Genomic DNA, 16,595 nt, shown 5'->3' with positions numbered 1-16,595 from the left:
TGAAATGCACCTCTCAAGTTAAAATGTATAACTTATAACAAAAAACATACACTTGAAATGCACCTCTAACTTAGTACAATTGCAAGTTATAACAAAAAAGTTACACTTGAAATATATGTTTAAAAACTAAGAAAAGTATTACTCGATTTAAAAATATTGATAAAAATAGTATTAAAAAATTATTTAATATAATAAAACAAAATATAATACATCAATCATAGGATGTGAAACTATGGCAGAAAATATAAAAACAACAGTTGAAGAATTACGTAAACTCATCAATGTGGATAATGTAATTGGTACTCCAATTGAAACCGAAGATAAAATCTTAATACCAGTAATGAGAATGGGATTAGGATTTGGAGCCGGTGAAAACATATTAGGTAACGAAAAAAGTGACGCAACAGGAGCCGGAGCTGGAGTAGAACCAATATCCATGGTATTGATTCCTAAAAAAGGAAATGATGCTGAAGGAGTTCGTGTACTTGATTTAAGTAAAGGAAGCGAAACAAACAAAGCATTATCTGATTTAGGATTAATCATAAGTGATTTAATAAAAGATTATATAGGATCACAAAAAGAGGAATACGACGAATCAGAATACATTGAACCTGAATTTACTACAACTGGCGAAGAATAATATAGGAATTACTATATGTTAAACATCCTGGGAATGATTATTTTAATAATCATCTTATTTATTATTGTTTTACTTTATTTCGGAGTTAGAATCACTCTAATTTATGAAAAAAAAGATTCTAAACTAAAAGGATGTTTAAAAATACTTATTTTTAAAAAAATCAAGGTTTACTCATCTACTTATCCAAAACCGGATAAAGATGATGATAAAGATGAGGAAAAAGAAAAAGAACGAGATGGCCAAAAGATTTTTGAATTAATGAAACCTTGCCTGGGATACTTTAAAGAATTTCTACAATCATTTGTGAAATGCATTAATGTTGTAAAACTTGAAAACCATTTAATTTTTGGTCTTGACTCCTATGCAGATACAGGAAAATATATAGGTTACATTTGGGGATTGCTTTCAATTGTAAATAGCGCTCATAAAAATGCAATGTTAAGTGCTGAACCGTCATTTAACGGAAGTGTTTTTGATATTAAAGGGGACAATGAACTTGACATAAATCTTTTAAAATTGACTCCATCAATAATTAAGTTAATATCAAAAAAAGAAGTGAGATTATTCATCAAAGGTGTTAAAAATGGAAGATAAAATAAAAGAACTTGTTTATGATGCCTTTGAAATAGAAAGAGATATCGAATATCAATTCAAAAAACTCTATGGACTAACTTTTGTTTTTAAAAATGATGCAACAATAATAAAAAAAAGGCTCAGTTCGAATTCATTGACCCCTGTGGGTATAATTTATGAAGAAAACAATGAATATTACTTCGCCCCCCTAGATAGAAATGTTTCTATCAGCGATGTCGTTCGAGAATATGTTAAATATCTAAAATAATGTCATTACGGAAGAGGAATGTTTTCACTTTCCACAACAACTTCAACAACTAACGGACCGGTTAAATCTTTATCTAAAATTAATTCCAAATCTTTTATAGAATCGACTCTAACAGCATCAATTCCATAGCTTGAAGCCAATTTAACAAAATTAGGATTTTCAAGTTTAATTTGATAAGGATCCATATCATAAATCTCTTCCTGCCATTGGCGAATAATACCAAATTCAGAATTATTCAAAATAAATACAATGACATCTAAATTATTCTCTTTTAAAGTGGCCAACTCCTGAATATTCATTTGAATATCGCCGTCTCCATTAATTAGAATAATTTTTTCGCCTGTTGCAATGCCTGCACCAATAGCTGCCGGTAGCCCATAGCCCATTGGAGCCATTGCACCTGAAAACAAAAGTTGTCTTGGTTTTAATGATTTTTTTAAGAGTGTTGTCCAGGTAGTGTGACTTCCAGCATCAGAAACAACAATATTATCATCAAATTTATCTAAAATCCTTTTAATTGCTGCTTGTGGTTTGAAATCATCATCAAGACCTTCAATTTCGATATCATTATCTATTTCTAAGATTTCACCCATCCAACCATATTCTTTAAACGTGATTTCAGATAAAAAGTCTTCAACTTTACCATGAATTGTACTGTTTCCCACCAAAACATCTTTGTTGATATTAACATGTATCAAATTATCCGGTATACGCGGCAATGTTCTCTCACTGGCCTTTATTCCAAGTGCAATTACACAATCAGCATTTTCAATTGCATATTTGGCCCTTGGTGTTGAGCGAATCCCGACCAATCCCAAGTTTAAATCGTCAACTTCAGAAATGATTCCTTTGGCATGAAATGTGGTGGTAACTGGTATTTTATACGTATCCACAATCATTTTAATGCTGTCTTTTTGTGTTATTGCACCAGCACCCAGTACAAATAACGGTTTTTCAGATTTATCAATCAAATCTTGAGCTTTGCTAATGTTAGATAAATCGTCTTCACATAAGTAACACAAATCAAAGTCATCGAAATCTTCTTGAAGCAGAACATCTTTTGATAAATTAATGTGAATTGGACCTTTAGGAATTGTTTTAAGCTCATAAATGGCTGCCCTTAACATATACATTGCTTCAGTACCATTTAATGGATTATAAGATGCCTTTGTAATGTGCTTAAAAATATCAACCTGAGGTGTTGACTGAAAATAGTCAGTGCCTCTAAATTCCAAATCGTTATCACCAGTCAAAATTAAAAGTGGAATATTATCTTTAAAAGCAGTTGCTACGGCCATTGTAAAGTTTAAAGCACCTGGTGAAGCAGTTGCAATACAAACACCGATTTTACCGCTTGACCTAAAATACCCATCAGCACCATGAGCTGCCGCCTGCTCATGCCTTGTTAGGACATGATTAATATTAGAATTTGATAGAGCCTTGTAAAGAGGCATTATTTGCTCGCCAGGAATTCCAAAAACTGTTTCAATTTCCTCTTCTTCAAGGATTTTAACAATACCATCAGCTACATTCACTCTTCCACCTCTTGGTAAGACCCATTGTATTCACCAGAGCCTTCAACTGGAAATACAACTGCCTGAGCAATTCTATCCCCTGATTTGATTTTATATTCAAATTCGCCATGATTGTAAATCATGAACATTAATGTCCCATAAAATCCAGGATCCCCAACAGCAGTTTGAACAGAAACAAAAGACCTCAAAAGAGTTGATCTTGGAAGATAAAGCATTGTGTAACCCTTTGGTATTTTAACTTTACGTTTAATACTTGCCAGATATGCAGTATGTGGTTTTAAAGTATACACATCCCCTTCCATTTCTTCAAGTTCCGGCAGGTTTTTTTCATTATCAATAAGTGATCCTGCGCTTTTTTGGATATAAATTTTATCTAATTCCAAATCTATTCCAGAAGGCTGTACTAAATCAGCAAAATCTGGAAATAACTCTACAAGTTTTTTTTCGCCGAGCATTTTATCAAATCCATTTAATAATTTATTTATAATCAATAATAAATATATTTTAATTGGTGATTAAATGCCTGTAATAACAATAGCTGGAAATGACGGAATCAAAATAGAAAAGAAAAGAGAAATGGTAAAAAAAGTATCTGAAGTGGTAGCTGAGGCATATGACTTGCCAATTGATGCTATAACCGTATTAGTTCAAGCATATCCAAAAGAAAGCATTGGTGTTGCTGGTGAACTTCTAAGCGATAGAAAATAAACACTAATAAGGGGAGATATGACTAAACTCCCCTAAAAGTTCAAACCAAAAAAGAACTTTGTATTTGTTGAACAAATACAAGTTAATATTAATATTTAATAATACTTAAAAATTTGTTTTCTTGTAGGTTTCATCACCAATCTGTACAACTAATTTTAACTCAATAAGCTCATTTAAGTTTTTAACGATTTTTTCTCTAAAATTTTTAGTTTTATACCTGACTAATGCATGTTCAATTTCATCAAGTGTTGTTTTTGAGAAAATAACATCATAGATTGCCTTTTGAAATGGAGTCATGTTGAAAATAATCTCGTTTAAAGCTGATGAGCTGTTATTTAGATTTTTAAAAGACCAATTTTCATCCTTTGTTTTAACACCGAATTTTAATTCTAACTCTTCAATTCTATCGGTTAATAAATCCAGATGATGATAAGTTCCTAAACCATATTTATGTTTTGAAATCTTAGCTAAAAACTCTTCATGAACTTTATCAATATTGATTTCCTCTTTTAAGTCAAATGAATCTAAGACATACACTGCATCATCAATGACACTGATAACCTTGTATGTATTGGTTTCATCATCAAACATGACTTCTGAAAATTTGTTGACATTCCATTGATTGTCTAAAAGGAAATTTCGAACAAATTCGGCATCTTTTAAATTGTCATAATATCCAAAAATAATCTCCTCGCCAAAAATCTGTTTTTTAATTATGAATGTGTCAAAATAATTCATAATATTGAGACCATATTTAGAGTTATTTGGATTTCTGCGATATTTTTTAATAAGCTTTTTTATAGTCTCATCATCTGGTTTTGACCTATATTTAGCAAGTAAATGTAATTTATCATCAATTACGGCTAAAACTAAATAATCATCATCATTTTGAATGATATGTGGAAAATTATCTAAATTCCAATTATTTTCTATTAATAAATCCCTTACAAAAATAGCATCATCCAGATTGGATACTTTAGCCATCACCCTATGGTTCTTAACTATATCATAAGTGTTTTTCTTTTCCCGAATGTATTTTTTGTTCATATTACCCTCTAACACGCTATTAGAATCCAAATAATAATTACCATTTAATTTTCTAATAATTAATTTATAATTAATTATATATAAATTAAACCGTTTTAAAGACTTCAATATTGATTTTACTTTGTAAAAAATAGAAAAATAAATTATTATAACAGAATACAAAAAAAGAGAAATTAAGGAAGTATGAACTTCCTATTTAACAACTTTAGCTACCTTTTTAACAGTTATTTTAGAAAATGTTGCTTGGTATTTAATTTTTTGACCAACTTTGAGCTTACTCAAAATGGTATTTTTAACAGTGACTTTAGCAACACCTTTGGCATTGGTTTTAGCCTTAAAGGTTTTACCTGCAAATTTGAAAACTATTTGTTTTTTTGCGGGATATTTACCATTGGTTTTTCCCAAAATTGCAGTTAATACTAATAATCTTGCAGATCTTTTAACTTTGACTGTTTTTAAAGTCAATTTAGGATTATAAACGCTGAATTTAGCAATGATTCCTCCTTCAACATAATTCGGCATATCTTCATAGAAGAATGATCCATATTCATAATCTTCAATGTAATAATCAACAATTGCATAATCACCGCAGGCCAATTTAGATGCAGGCATTCCTGCTTTACCCCCACTATATTCATAATCAAGTTCTGTAATTTTACCAGTTTTTAGATTACGTACAGCAACAGTCAATATACCTTCCGCATCGTTAGGTAATGAAACAGTTATGAAGTTATCTATACCAACATAAGATTTAGGAACGGTTGTAACTTTTTTCGGAGAAATTACTACTGAAGAAACATCATTCATATAATATGAGTCATCATCAAAAAAGAATTCTATTTCATGGAATCCTAATAACAAGTTCTTTAGAGTAATTTTAGCAAAACCGTCAATAACATCAAATGAACCTAGATATTCACCATCTTCTTCAACTTCAATTATACCATTAACATCCTTTGGTAGATAAAGACTAAATATTGCATTATTTCCAAAAGAAACATCACTAGTTGGAGCAATTATTTTATAATCAATGAAAGTTACATAAAATGTTTTTTTATAAACATATTGACCATCATGATATTTTGCAATAAATTCATGAGTCCCGACTATATCGGAAGTGAAATTTAAATCGGATAATTTAAAACTTGTTTTGTCAGTTATGAGAGTTGTTGCAAGTAAATCATCATATTCATAGATTGAAAAGTTACCTACAGCATTAGGTTGTAAATTTTTTAGATAAGCAATGATTGTATCGCCATCCTCGAAATATACATTTTCACTTTCAATATCACTGAAAACATGTATGTTCTTTTTGACGTTTTCTTCATCATCTAACTCTTCATCATCATCGTCATCGTCGTCCCAGTCATCATCATCCCAATCATCGTCATCATCGTCATCGTCGTCCCAGTCATCATCATCCCAATCATCGTCATCATCGTCATCGTCGTCCCAGTCATCATCATCCCAATCATCGTCATCGTCATCATCGTCGTCCCAGTCATCATCATCCGACCAATCGTCATCGTCATCGACGTCGCTAACAACATCACCATCAACTGTAGAGACATAAGACGAGTCATCACTATCTAAATTATCTGAAGCGCTAACCGCACCTATTGTTAAAATAGCAAGAAGTAATAACGCAACTACTATAATTTTATTAAATTTCAAAATAATAACCCCTTATGATTTAAATTAATATTATATCTATTAAACATTGTATATATAATGTTCTTTAATGAAAAAATTTCAACTTAAACGTGTAAAAAAAGTTATAAAAAAAATAGCAAATAGGAAAAAAAATTGAAAAATAGCTTAAATTTTTAAGCTACTATAAAATCTCCAATTATGTCTTTATCATTTGTAGATAACACAACTAATTTGTCATTTTTTGCATAATTGAATACGTAAAAGAAATTATCTTCTTTGAGATAACCATCAACACCATTAATAGTTGTAGCATCTCCACCTACTTCTTTTGCAATTTCATCAGTGACTTCATATTCTCCATAATCCGCAACAAGTATTACCATTACAGTATCATCTTTTTCAAAGAGTTTACTATTAGTTAAATAAGTAACGCCACCTTGCACATTAGATTCATTAATCACTTCTTCATCAGCATCTTCTTTAAATCCATCTGGAATTTTAAAATCAATACCATCGATAGTTACGATTTCCTCACTGCTTCCGGATAAAAAATTCAAATCCAATGCGGATACAGATCCTATTGCAAAAACTGCCAAAATTACCAAAGACAATGTAAACAATATCTTCTTATTCAATTGTATCTCCCCTTTATAAATTGAGTTAATTAATTGTATGTTTTTGATTTAAAATATAGTTACTGGTATGAATTAATAATCTTATCCCCTATTTAGACAAGGAAACATCATCAAAATTAATAAAATCTAATTTTCAAATAACTAAATGTTTAAATAAATCATAATTATAATATTAATTATAACACACTCCCGTGTTATATACTAAAAAATATTTTTAGTTTAAGTTCTAAAGGATTTATTCCTTTAGACTTAAAACACAAATAAGTGATAAAATGGACACAAATGCACTAACAAATGCAGTATTATCATTTATAATTCCCGGTCTTGGCCAGGCAATTAATGGATATAAGAAAAAAGGATTGATTCTATTTATAATAGTTGTTTTATTGAATTTAACCATGTACTATTTTTTAAACAATCCATTAGGCCATGTGATTAATACCCTATACAGACTATATGCAGGTTATGATGCATACAAAACTTACTAATTTTCATGTTGATATGTAGATTACCAGATGAACAATCTGTAATTATTGATTATCTATCCAAATTATAAAAAATAGCATTAATTATTATAAGGTAAACAAGATTAAAATTAATATATTTAGTCATTAAATTAATTAAAATTAAGAGAACAATATGAGTCTAAATTTCAAAAAAAAGATTTAAAATAGTGAGTGGACAATCACTCACCACTAGGTTTAATTTTTGTCAAAATAAATGCAAATGCCATAACCGCAATAATGATAATTAAATCAACCATTATTTCAAAGCTTTCTGCACTTGAAAATAGTTTAACAATACCAATAGCCCACATTATTATTAAAACAATTGGTAATAAGTATTTAATAATAAATTTCCAAGTTTTACCAACTTTAAAGGTAGAATATTGGTTTAAAGCTGGAATAAAATGTTCAACACCATAGAACCATGCGAATATTATACATTGAATACCAATTAAAAGTAGAATTCCAAATTGATTTACAAATGAGTCGATGATTCCAACCAAATAACTACTAATACCAGTTGTTAAAATTAAGGAAAATACACAACCGATTACAGATAAGACAGTTGCAGTTTTTTTTCTTGACCAACCGAGTTTAGCAGATGTTGAACTTAACATCGGTTCGAAAAATCCGAGTGCTGAAGTAATCCCTGCAAATAAAATAGCTAAGAATAACATTGGAGCTAAAACTCTTCCTATTGGACCCATAATATTGAAAATCATAGGGAAAACAACAAATATTAATCCAGTACCCTCAGTAATTAACTGAACCATTGGTGTTCCGGCAGTTGCAGACATATAACCCAATATTGAAAATACACCAAATGCGGTGAATATTTCAAAAGCGGAGTTGGATGCAACAACAATTAAAACATTATCTATTAATTTTGAGTTTTCAGGCAAATAACTGGCATATGTAAGTGCAATAGCCTGGCCCATACTTAAAGAGAAAATAATTTGTGCAAATGCTGCAAGCCAAATATTAATATTTAAAAGCATTTCCCATTTAGGAGTAAGTAATGTGTCAATACCAATGCTAGCACCAGGCAAAGTCAATGCATAAATTACAATAATGCCCATTATAACAAATAAAGCCGGAATAAGAATCTTTGAAACTTTACCAATACCTTCATCCACATTTTTATGTGAAATAAACCATAAAACAATCCAAAGCAATAAAACACAGACAGTTGTTGGCAATAATAAAAATCCTGCATTAGATAAATTAGAACTTCCACCAACGGTCTGAGTAAAGTAAGCTGCAGCATCAGTTCCCCAGCTAAATGTAAAACTACTTAACAAATAGACTAAATCCCAACTTAAAATTACCATATAATAAATTACAACAATAAATACAAACAAAACCAGAATCCAAGCAATAATCTCAAACTTGGGCTTGATTTTCTGCATAATTTTTGAAAAGGATTCCTTAAAAGAAAATCCCACACCATATTCTAATATTAAAAAAGGAATTCCCATAATAGCTATTGCTATAAAGTACGGAATGAAAAATGATCCTCCACCATTAGAATATAGTACATAGCTAAAACGCCAAATGTTACCAAGACCAACAGCGGCTCCAATCATAGCAAAAATAAATGCAACCGATGAATCCCATTGTGCTTGTTGACTCATATTATTATTTATATTATTCCATACATATAAAATTGTAATGAACGTGTTTGACAAATTTTTAATGGGAGATACATCAAGCATAGATTGGTGCTTTGAGAATCGTCATTTCATAGAAAGACTCCAAGACAATGGAATATCAAGACAATATGTTGTAGACTGCCTTATGAATGAAGAACCAATAAGCTGGGAACGTGTTGAAGGCAATACCTATGCTGCAGTATTCAAAGCTCCCGAAAATAAAGATTATAAGGAAATCAGAGTTCTAATGGGTTGTAGTGGCAACTCAATTGACCTTGTAACAATAATGAGAAACAATGAGACAACAACCAATCGCCAAAAAAAGCAATATCAATCAGATAAAAAGAAAAATATAGAAAAAAAGAGGCTTAGAGCCTTATCAAAAAGGAAATGGTAAAGTTATATGCCAAATGGCTATAACTTACTATAAGCATCCCAACCCCCATGAAGGAATTGGTCAACAATTTTATCAATAGTGTCTGCAACAGTGTACTTCACTTTATTATCAGTCATGAATTTTGCCGGGTTTTTTATTCCTTTAAAGCTTTTAGGGCTGAAATTATCATCCCAAGCTCTCTTTAAATATTTAATTTTAGAAATATCGGTACGATATTGTTTCATGGTTTCTGATGTCCATTCTTTAGTATACCATGATGGTGCAAGAACTGACCCTTTAGATTTAATTACTCCACCATAATAAGATGCAGCCATCTCTTTAATTGTACCTGCACATAATCCATTATAAAATGGCATGTAAACTCCACCTTTAACTTTTTTATAATTTATACTGTGTTGTCCAGGCCCGATTCCATAAACAGTTACTTTCCAACCAGCCTTACGGAGTTTTTTAGCAACGGCATTTAAGAAAGATTTGGAAAATCCTCCATCAGCATCAATGTACACATGCCTATATTTAGTTTTATATGGATTTTTATGATACACAACATTTACAGTAGCCTTTGATGATGAAGATTTAATATTTTCTTCACCCCCATATGAATACTTGACCGTGTACTTACCCTTGGATAAATAAAGAGTTATAGATGCTTGTCCATTAGAATTGGTTTTGACATTGTATGTTTTCTTATTAACCTTGAAGGTGACAATGCGTCCTGAAAGAGCCATGCCATCTGCTTTTAAAGTGACTTTGAAAGCGTGTTTAATTCCCGCATAGATTTTAATATCAGACCCCTTAATAGTGGATGTGGTCTTTGTAAGCACCAATATCTTTTTAGAACCTTTAATTGGATTATATCCTGTTTCATTAAAAATATATTTGATTGTATATGTTCCTTTAGTCATGTTGTTTAATGAAAATTTTGCAGTACCATTTTCATCAGTGCTGACTTCAGAAGTAGTTTTATTAATTACAAAGTAAACACTTTTATTAGCAAGTCCAGTACCATTCTCATCTAATAGAGTTACATCAAAAGACTCTCGAGTAAGATAATTTGTTTTTGAAACATTACTAAATGAAGCGTTTTGAATATCCATGGTGGGTGTTTCGGTTGAATTGTCTAAAGTATTTTCATTAATATCATCTGCACTTACAGCACCGATTAATAAAAATAAGATTAATGCAAATGATAGAATTATCGTTTTATTTTTTATCGAAATAGTTTCACCTCATGTTTTTACATTGAATATGAAATATAGATATGGTTATATCTAAAACACTATATAAATCTTTTTAAAACTTAAAAAGATTTAAATTTGCTTAATTTAACTAAAAAATATGTATAACATATAAAAATTAAAAAGAAAAGAACAATTAAGTTGAAATTACTAATAATGAGCTCAAATAACTTAAATATAAATTAAGAAAATAGGCAATTTAACAAAAATGAAACATTAAACAAAACAATGTTTAGAATAAAAATAAAAAGTATAAATAATTTTAAATTGCTAATTAGTTAAATTAAAGTTCAATTTTCCAATTCCACCGCCAGTAATATCTAATTGACCAGATTGAGGATATAAATTAGATAATAAGTTACTTCCACTTTGAGCATCCATAAACTGTGGCAAGTAATTGGAAATATATATCGGATAGACTGTGCATTGACCAACATCACCAACCAAATCAATTTCTACAAAGTATGCAACATGTGTGGCCGGATTTGATTGGTCAAATATGAAGTTTCCAAGACTGTAAAATATCGGTTTTCCATTATACATCTCAATACCTTGAGGCACATGAGGATGAGAACCAATAACAACATCTGCTCCCAAATCAATCAATTCATGAGCTATTTTGACTTGGTTTTCATTTGGTGAAGTAGAATATTCATTACCAAAGTGCAAATAGGCAATTATCAAGTCCGAATCATTATTTTGAGAAATCTGTTTTGAAGCATCTTCGTAGTTATAAGCGGAATATCCAGGATTTGAGCCATTTGCATAAGGCATTACCTCATATGAATATTCTGCAAAATTATCCGCATCCATATAATTTAAAATAGTAATTTTACGCCCGTTAATGTCTTGAACAACCGCTTGTTGCGCCTCATCCTGTGAATTTCCAGCACCAATCGGAGTTATTCCCGCATCCTTTAAGTATTTAACAGTATCCTGCATTCCTTCAATACCATAATCAAAAGCATGGTTATTGGCAAGAGATGCTACAGTATTATTATTTGCCTTTGCTAGTGGAACATAATTTGGAGAGCACTTTAACGGAACATCATCTTTTAAAGCATTATCCGAATAAGTAGCAGCATTTTCAAAGTTAATCAACAGTAAATCAACATTTGAAGTTACATTGCTGACTCCACTAAAAGGACTTGAATCTAAACTCAAAACACCAGGCATATTACGAGCAAACATTACGTCGCCAGTTACAGCTATTGAAACGTTTTCCTTAGGTTCAAGAGGAGCGTTTGATACAAACCCTTCTGAAAACATTGTGGCTACAATTCCCACAAATATTAAAATAATAAGAGATATTATGAGAATTTTATTAATCTTCATTGACTATTCCTCTAATACCTCAGCCTCTTCATCATCACTAAATAACTGATTTAACATCCATTCTGCATCATATTCTTTAATGTCATCATATCCTTGGCCCACACCTAAAAACATGATTGGTTTTTGGATTACATAACCAATTGAAAGTGAAGCTCCACCTTTACTATCAGCATCGGCTTTAGTTAAAATTACGCCGTCAATATCAATAGCTTCATTGAATTTTTTAGCCTGTTCGGTTGCATCGTTACCTGTTAAAGCATCACCAACGAAAATAACTAAATCAGGTTTAGATACTCTTTTAATCTTTTTCATTTCATCCATAAGGTTGGTATTAGTTTGCATTCTTCCAGCAGTATCAATTAAAACTAATTCTTTGCCTTGTGCCTTTGCATGCTCAACAGCATCAAATGCAACAGCTGCCGGATCTGATCCTTTTTGGTGCTTAATTATTTTTACACCAACATTATCGGCATGATGGGTAACTTGTTCTATAGCACCTGCCCTGAATGTATCTGAAGCGGCGATAACAGGAGTGTAACCTTTTTTGAGATAATAATTAGCTAACTTACCGATTGTGGTTGTCTTACCAGTACCATTGATTCCAACAAACATCACAACTAAAGGTTCACCAGCTGCTTTTTTCTCTTCAATCATTTCTGTCATTGATTTTCCCGGAATATCAATGATTTCTGCAACTGCATTCCTTAAAGCGATGAATGTGTATTCAGTAATATCATTACTTCTTTTGATTTTTTTACCTACAAGGTCTTCTTTTACACTTTCAACAACTTCAGTTGCAACTTCCATTGCAACATCTCCTTGCAATAGTTCCATTTCAAGTTCAAATAGAATATCATCAACATGCTTTTCCTGAATGGTTTTTTCACGAACAAATGAGAACAATCCTCCACTTGCTTCACCATCAGCTGAACCCTCTTCTTTTGATTTATCTTTATTTCTACTCCAAAAGTGAGATTTTTTCTCCTCTACATCCCCATCTTGAGATTCATCGTCTTCTTCAATTTCTTCATCTTCTTTAGAATCATCACTAGACCTAAATCTATTTAAGAATCCGGATTTGTTTTCTTTTTTAGAATCATCTTCCTCTTCTAATTCATCGATTTTATCATCTGAAGTTTCTTCTAATTCTTCAGGAGCTTCTTCTAAAGATTCCGGAAGTAAACTAGATTCATCTTCCACATCATCTTTTTGTTTTTTCTTCCCAAATGAGAAAAATGAAAATCTGCTGCCTTCCTCTTCTTGAAGATTATCTTCTTTTTCAGCTTCTTCAATAAGCTCTTCTTCTAATTTTTCACTAGTACGTGAGAATTTCTTTTTTAATGATTCAAACAAAATTAACCCAACCTTTAGTTTAGTTAAAAATTTAATTAATAATATTTATCTATGTTATATTATTTAAAAAGGTCTTTAAAAATAGAAAAAATGTGAATTATAATAAAAATCAAAAAAAATAAAATAGAATGGGAAAAATCATCCCATTTGAGTCATATTGCCTTGAGCTGCAGCTGCAATTTGCTCAGCTTGAGCTTGAAGACTGCCTACAATGTCGCTTACTTGTTGTAAGTTAGCTAACATTTTATCTAAGCTGTCTTTTAAGTCTTCTTTTTGCCCAGCAATGATTTCACGAGCACCTTCTGCATCTTTTTTAACAGCAATACCGGCACCGATACTTACAATAATTTCATCAGTGCTTTTAAGTTCCCCTTTAATGAAAGATCCTGCACCTACAGGTACGAAAGCTTCGATAGATTCTTTACCTTCGATATCATCAATAGTGTTGGATAATGCATCAACTTCAGCAATGGAAGCTTGAATTAATTCAATTTGTTGTTTGATTAATTCAGCTTGTTGTGAGTATGCATTAATTTCATTAAGAAGATTGTTTAATCTTTGTTGATCTTCCATAGTAACACCAACAACGTGTCTATAAAATTTCTTTTACAATTGGGTCAACAACATCTTCAGGAGCAATTTCTTCAATTTCTGCAATAGAAATTTGGTTCCTGTTAATACCATGTTTACTTCCGAAACGTTCGTAGATTTTCTCTTCGATTTCAGCTTCACAAGTAGCTTTGTATTCTTTAGTAAATTTATGATATTCATCGCCCATTACAAAAGTACCTTTAACTCTGTAAATTTTTGTTATCATATAAAATCCCTCATGATATATTAATTAAAAATCATCTAAAAAGCCTAATGCTTCTTCAACTCTAGCCATTTCAGGACCAGTACTATCTTTAGCTACGATTGCACCATTTGAATTAGCAATGGAACAAGCCCCAACTAAAGGAATACCTTTTCCAACAGTACCTATATCTCCTTCAACACCAAATACTTCTTGAGCAAGTTTAACTTCAGATTGAACAGCATTTTTGCTTATTAAAAATCCCTTGTTTGTAACCTGAATCAAAGAACCTATAATGTCGCTTCCAACCATGGAAGTTGATTCAACGTTTACATCCAAAGTCTCTTCAATAATTTCAATTGCCTCATCAGATAAAAATGGACTTGCAATTGCTCCATTGTCGTTAGCTGCAACGATATTACCGAGCGCAGTGTATTCGCCTGGAACAGTGGCAACATTTAAACCTAAATCTTCAAGCTGTTTAATTTCTCTATCCAAAACATGTGGGGAAACAATGATACCATTTGAATTTGCTACGGCTAAAGATCCTATAAGACTTGATCCAGAAATAGAAGATTTGACAACGTCAACTTCTAATGTTTCCTTAATAATTTCTATTTTTTCATCCAAAAGATTATAAGGAACAATAGCTAAATCATCAGTTGCAAGGATAAATACTCCTACATTCGGATTTCCTACAATATCTACTCTTTTTAACATATTGTCACCTCACATAACTCAATAGTATGGCAATGTAGTATAGCTATTCTGCTAAAGTAGCTGTTACAACACCATCATCATCTTTAACTGCTTTTACAGTAATTTTAGAAGGTATTTTTTGAATACCTCTTTCCCAAATAGCATGATTGATAGATTCATCAATTTTAACTTCTTCAGCTTTCATGTGTTTGGTTAAGAAGTTTTGTACTTCTCTTATAGCTCTAGGAGCTCTAATGGTCCTTTTAACATTTTTAACATTTCTAAGTGGAATTGTGTAAACTCTTTCCATAATAACCCCTCATTATAATTTAAGACTGTTTCTTCTCCAATGTCTAGGTTTTGGTCTGTATCTAAGTTTACGATTAGTTTTAGCATAAGCCCAGATTGGAATTCTCCTATTTTGTTTGTTTGCTTTTGCCATTCTTAATTTTTTAGCTAATGGTTTATTTCTACTCATTTTCTCACCTGTAATACATATAATAATTATTTTTTATATCCGATAACGCGAGTTTGATAATGTTCTGGGAATATATCCAATGAATTTCCACCCCTCTCATCAATCAATGTTCTAATTTCAACCTCATAATCTGAACTGTTATCCTTGTTAGATTTTTCATGAGATATTTCAAACAAATTAGATGTTATTAATTTAACAGATTTGTGACCAAAGCTGTCTAGATTAATGTATTGAACATCATGGCGATCTTCAAGACTTCTTATTTGATTGACATTTAATTTTGGAGTTCTATCATCTCTTCTTGTCCCATCCGCAATAATATCATATTTTCCTGCAATTTCCTCAACGACACTTTCATGAATGAATTTAATTCCATCGTTTGGAAATCCATCCTTCATTATCATGTCACAAGTTGTATTTAAAATCTCTTTATCCATTTTTAAGACATTATGTTTAAATCCTAATGATTTTGCAGATTTTTCAGCTGGAATGTATGAATCATAAACACCAAAGTTTGCAGTGCATAATTCGACATCAAGACCTAATCTTTTAAGCATGACCGCCATAAAAGATGAATCTTTGCCTCCACTATACAATACACCAGCTTTCATTGACATTATTTCCTTGTAATTTTAATTTCTCTTTTTTGGCCAGCAATTTGGCGTAAAAGAACTTTTAATTGTTCGTCTGTTACTTTACCTCTTAAACTTCCAGATTGAGCTGATTGAATTAATTGAAGTTCAATATTATTAACAAGGTCTGGTTTAGTTAATCTGAGGTTAGCTAATCTATTACGAGCTTCAGTTGTCATAATTTGAGCTAAGATTTGTTTTTTCTGAGCTTCAAATTGTGCTTGAGCTTCTTGCTGTTGTGCTTGAGCTGCAGCTTGTTGCTGTGCTTGATTTTGCATAGCAGCTTGTTGAGCTTGTAATTCAGCCATCCTTTTTTGACGAATTTCATCTAAATCGCTCATATCAAACTCCCCAAATAAATTAATTAGTATTTTTCAAGTTCAGGAATATCTTTAATGATTTCAGCAGAAATTTTATCTAAGAATGATCTTCCTGCTGGGGTAACAACTCTTC

Annotated in this window: 22 protein-coding genes and 1 pseudogene; 6 read left to right on the top strand and 17 right to left on the bottom strand. The window is 31.2% G+C overall.

Annotation, left to right across the window (positions count from 1 at the left end; all coding sequences use genetic code 11):
- The first annotated feature begins 232 nt into the window (after nt 1–232).
- Genes ACKI32_RS00440 through ACKI32_RS00430 form a run of 3 tightly spaced genes read left to right on the top strand, consistent with a single transcriptional unit; the run spans nt 233 to nt 1,481 of the window.
- On the top strand, nt 233–640 hold the full coding sequence (locus tag ACKI32_RS00440; RefSeq protein ID WP_407412710.1) for a GerW family sporulation protein: 408 nt from the start codon (nt 233–235) through the stop codon (nt 638–640).
- A gap of 15 nt (nt 641–655) precedes the next feature.
- Complete coding sequence (locus ACKI32_RS00435; RefSeq protein WP_407412709.1) at nt 656–1,234, top strand: DUF2953 domain-containing protein; 579 nt, start codon at nt 656–658, stop codon at nt 1,232–1,234.
- On the top strand, nt 1,224–1,481 hold the full coding sequence (locus ACKI32_RS00430) for a hypothetical protein (protein WP_407412708.1): 258 nt from the start codon (nt 1,224–1,226) through the stop codon (nt 1,479–1,481). The genes ACKI32_RS00435 and ACKI32_RS00430 overlap by 11 nt, the downstream gene beginning before the upstream one ends.
- Nucleotides 1,482–1,486: 5 nt before the next feature.
- Here ACKI32_RS00430 and ACKI32_RS00425 read toward each other — a convergent pair whose 3' ends face one another.
- Entirely contained in the window at nt 1,487–3,016 is a 1,530-nt protein-coding gene (locus ACKI32_RS00425) for a thiamine pyrophosphate-binding protein (protein WP_407412707.1), read from the bottom strand.
- The gene (locus tag ACKI32_RS00420; RefSeq protein ID WP_407412706.1) at nt 3,013–3,471 is read right to left on the bottom strand and encodes a dCTP deaminase domain-containing protein; all 459 of its coding nucleotides are present in this window, start codon (nt 3,469–3,471) and stop codon (nt 3,013–3,015) included. Before ACKI32_RS00420 ends, ACKI32_RS00425 begins: the two co-directional genes overlap by 4 nt.
- Nucleotides 3,472–3,535: 64 nt before the next feature.
- Between ACKI32_RS00420 and dmpI the strand changes: the two genes are divergently transcribed.
- On the top strand, nt 3,536–3,724 hold the full coding sequence (gene dmpI, locus ACKI32_RS00415; protein ID WP_407412705.1) for a 4-oxalocrotonate tautomerase DmpI: 189 nt from the start codon (nt 3,536–3,538) through the stop codon (nt 3,722–3,724).
- 105 nt (nt 3,725–3,829) lie between these two features.
- Here dmpI and ACKI32_RS00410 read toward each other — a convergent pair whose 3' ends face one another.
- The 3 genes from ACKI32_RS00410 to ACKI32_RS00400 all read right to left on the bottom strand — a co-directional run bounded on the left by ACKI32_RS00410 (nt 3,830) and on the right by ACKI32_RS00400 (nt 7,059).
- Nucleotides 3,830–4,771: a hypothetical protein gene (locus tag ACKI32_RS00410; protein WP_407412704.1), complete on the bottom strand. Its 942-nt coding sequence runs from the start codon at nt 4,769–4,771 to the stop codon at nt 3,830–3,832.
- A gap of 192 nt (nt 4,772–4,963) precedes the next feature.
- Nucleotides 4,964–6,445 (bottom strand): hypothetical protein, encoded by a 1,482-nt coding sequence (locus ACKI32_RS00405; RefSeq protein WP_407412703.1) that lies wholly within the window; start codon nt 6,443–6,445, stop codon nt 4,964–4,966.
- Nucleotides 6,446–6,597: 152 nt separating this feature from the next.
- Nucleotides 6,598–7,059: a hypothetical protein gene (locus ACKI32_RS00400; protein WP_407412702.1), complete on the bottom strand. Its 462-nt coding sequence runs from the start codon at nt 7,057–7,059 to the stop codon at nt 6,598–6,600.
- A gap of 272 nt (nt 7,060–7,331) precedes the next feature.
- Between ACKI32_RS00400 and ACKI32_RS00395 the strand changes: the two genes are divergently transcribed.
- Complete coding sequence (locus ACKI32_RS00395) at nt 7,332–7,547, top strand: hypothetical protein (RefSeq protein WP_407412701.1); 216 nt, start codon at nt 7,332–7,334, stop codon at nt 7,545–7,547.
- Between the two features lie 197 nt (nt 7,548–7,744).
- On the opposite strand, the gene ACKI32_RS00390 is transcribed toward ACKI32_RS00395, so the two are convergent.
- Nucleotides 7,745–9,199, bottom strand: a complete 1,455-nt coding sequence (locus tag ACKI32_RS00390; protein WP_407412700.1) for a sodium-dependent transporter — start codon at nt 9,197–9,199, stop codon at nt 7,745–7,747.
- Between the two features lie 37 nt (nt 9,200–9,236).
- Here ACKI32_RS00390 and ACKI32_RS00385 point away from each other — a divergent pair, with 37 nt between their 5' ends.
- Nucleotides 9,237–9,614 (top strand): hypothetical protein, encoded by a 378-nt coding sequence (locus tag ACKI32_RS00385; protein ID WP_407412699.1) that lies wholly within the window; start codon nt 9,237–9,239, stop codon nt 9,612–9,614.
- Nucleotides 9,615–9,631: 17 nt separating this feature from the next.
- On the opposite strand, the gene ACKI32_RS00380 is transcribed toward ACKI32_RS00385, so the two are convergent.
- From ACKI32_RS00380 to ACKI32_RS00330, 11 genes and pseudogenes are all read right to left on the bottom strand, one after another.
- On the bottom strand, nt 9,632–10,711 hold the full coding sequence (locus ACKI32_RS00380) for a hypothetical protein (protein ID WP_407412698.1): 1,080 nt from the start codon (nt 10,709–10,711) through the stop codon (nt 9,632–9,634).
- A 411-nt stretch (nt 10,712–11,122) separates the two neighbouring features.
- Nucleotides 11,123–12,187, bottom strand: a complete 1,065-nt coding sequence (locus ACKI32_RS00375) for a CapA family protein (protein WP_407412697.1) — start codon at nt 12,185–12,187, stop codon at nt 11,123–11,125.
- A gap of 3 nt (nt 12,188–12,190) precedes the next feature.
- Nucleotides 12,191–13,540 (bottom strand): signal recognition particle-docking protein FtsY, encoded by a 1,350-nt coding sequence (gene ftsY / locus ACKI32_RS00370; protein ID WP_407412696.1) that lies wholly within the window; start codon nt 13,538–13,540, stop codon nt 12,191–12,193.
- A 138-nt stretch (nt 13,541–13,678) separates the two neighbouring features.
- Nucleotides 13,679–14,113 carry a prefoldin subunit alpha gene (gene pfdA, locus ACKI32_RS00365; RefSeq protein WP_407412695.1) on the bottom strand — a complete coding sequence of 145 codons (435 nt, stop codon included), beginning with the start codon at nt 14,111–14,113 and terminating at the stop codon, nt 13,679–13,681.
- Nucleotides 14,114–14,132: 19 nt separating this feature from the next.
- A complete protein-coding gene (rpl18a, locus tag ACKI32_RS00360) occupies nt 14,133–14,357 on the bottom strand; it encodes a 50S ribosomal protein L18Ae (RefSeq protein ID WP_407412694.1) in 225 nt (74 codons plus the stop codon).
- 24 nt (nt 14,358–14,381) lie between these two features.
- Nucleotides 14,382–15,053, bottom strand: a complete 672-nt coding sequence (locus ACKI32_RS00355; protein WP_407412693.1) for a translation initiation factor IF-6 — start codon at nt 15,051–15,053, stop codon at nt 14,382–14,384.
- A 43-nt stretch (nt 15,054–15,096) separates the two neighbouring features.
- On the bottom strand, nt 15,097–15,342 hold the full coding sequence (locus ACKI32_RS00350; RefSeq protein WP_407412692.1) for a 50S ribosomal protein L31e: 246 nt from the start codon (nt 15,340–15,342) through the stop codon (nt 15,097–15,099).
- A 12-nt stretch (nt 15,343–15,354) separates the two neighbouring features.
- Nucleotides 15,355–15,510, bottom strand: coding sequence for a 50S ribosomal protein L39e (locus ACKI32_RS00345; RefSeq protein ID WP_004032463.1), 156 nt, complete (start codon nt 15,508–15,510; stop codon nt 15,355–15,357).
- 26 nt (nt 15,511–15,536) lie between these two features.
- Nucleotides 15,537–16,121, bottom strand: a complete 585-nt coding sequence (locus ACKI32_RS00340) for a hypothetical protein (RefSeq protein WP_407412691.1) — start codon at nt 16,119–16,121, stop codon at nt 15,537–15,539.
- A gap of 5 nt (nt 16,122–16,126) precedes the next feature.
- Nucleotides 16,127–16,483, bottom strand: coding sequence for a DNA-binding protein (locus ACKI32_RS00335; RefSeq protein ID WP_407412690.1), 357 nt, complete (start codon nt 16,481–16,483; stop codon nt 16,127–16,129).
- 23 nt (nt 16,484–16,506) lie between these two features.
- Nucleotides 16,507–16,595: pseudogene (locus ACKI32_RS00330) on the bottom strand (30S ribosomal protein S19e); the annotation flags it as partial.

Origin of the sequence: Methanobrevibacter sp. (genome assembly GCF_045611865.1) — an archaeon.
Lineage (GTDB): Archaea > Methanobacteriota > Methanobacteria > Methanobacteriales > Methanobacteriaceae > Methanocatella.
This window is presented reverse-complemented; position numbering and strand designations above follow the sequence as displayed.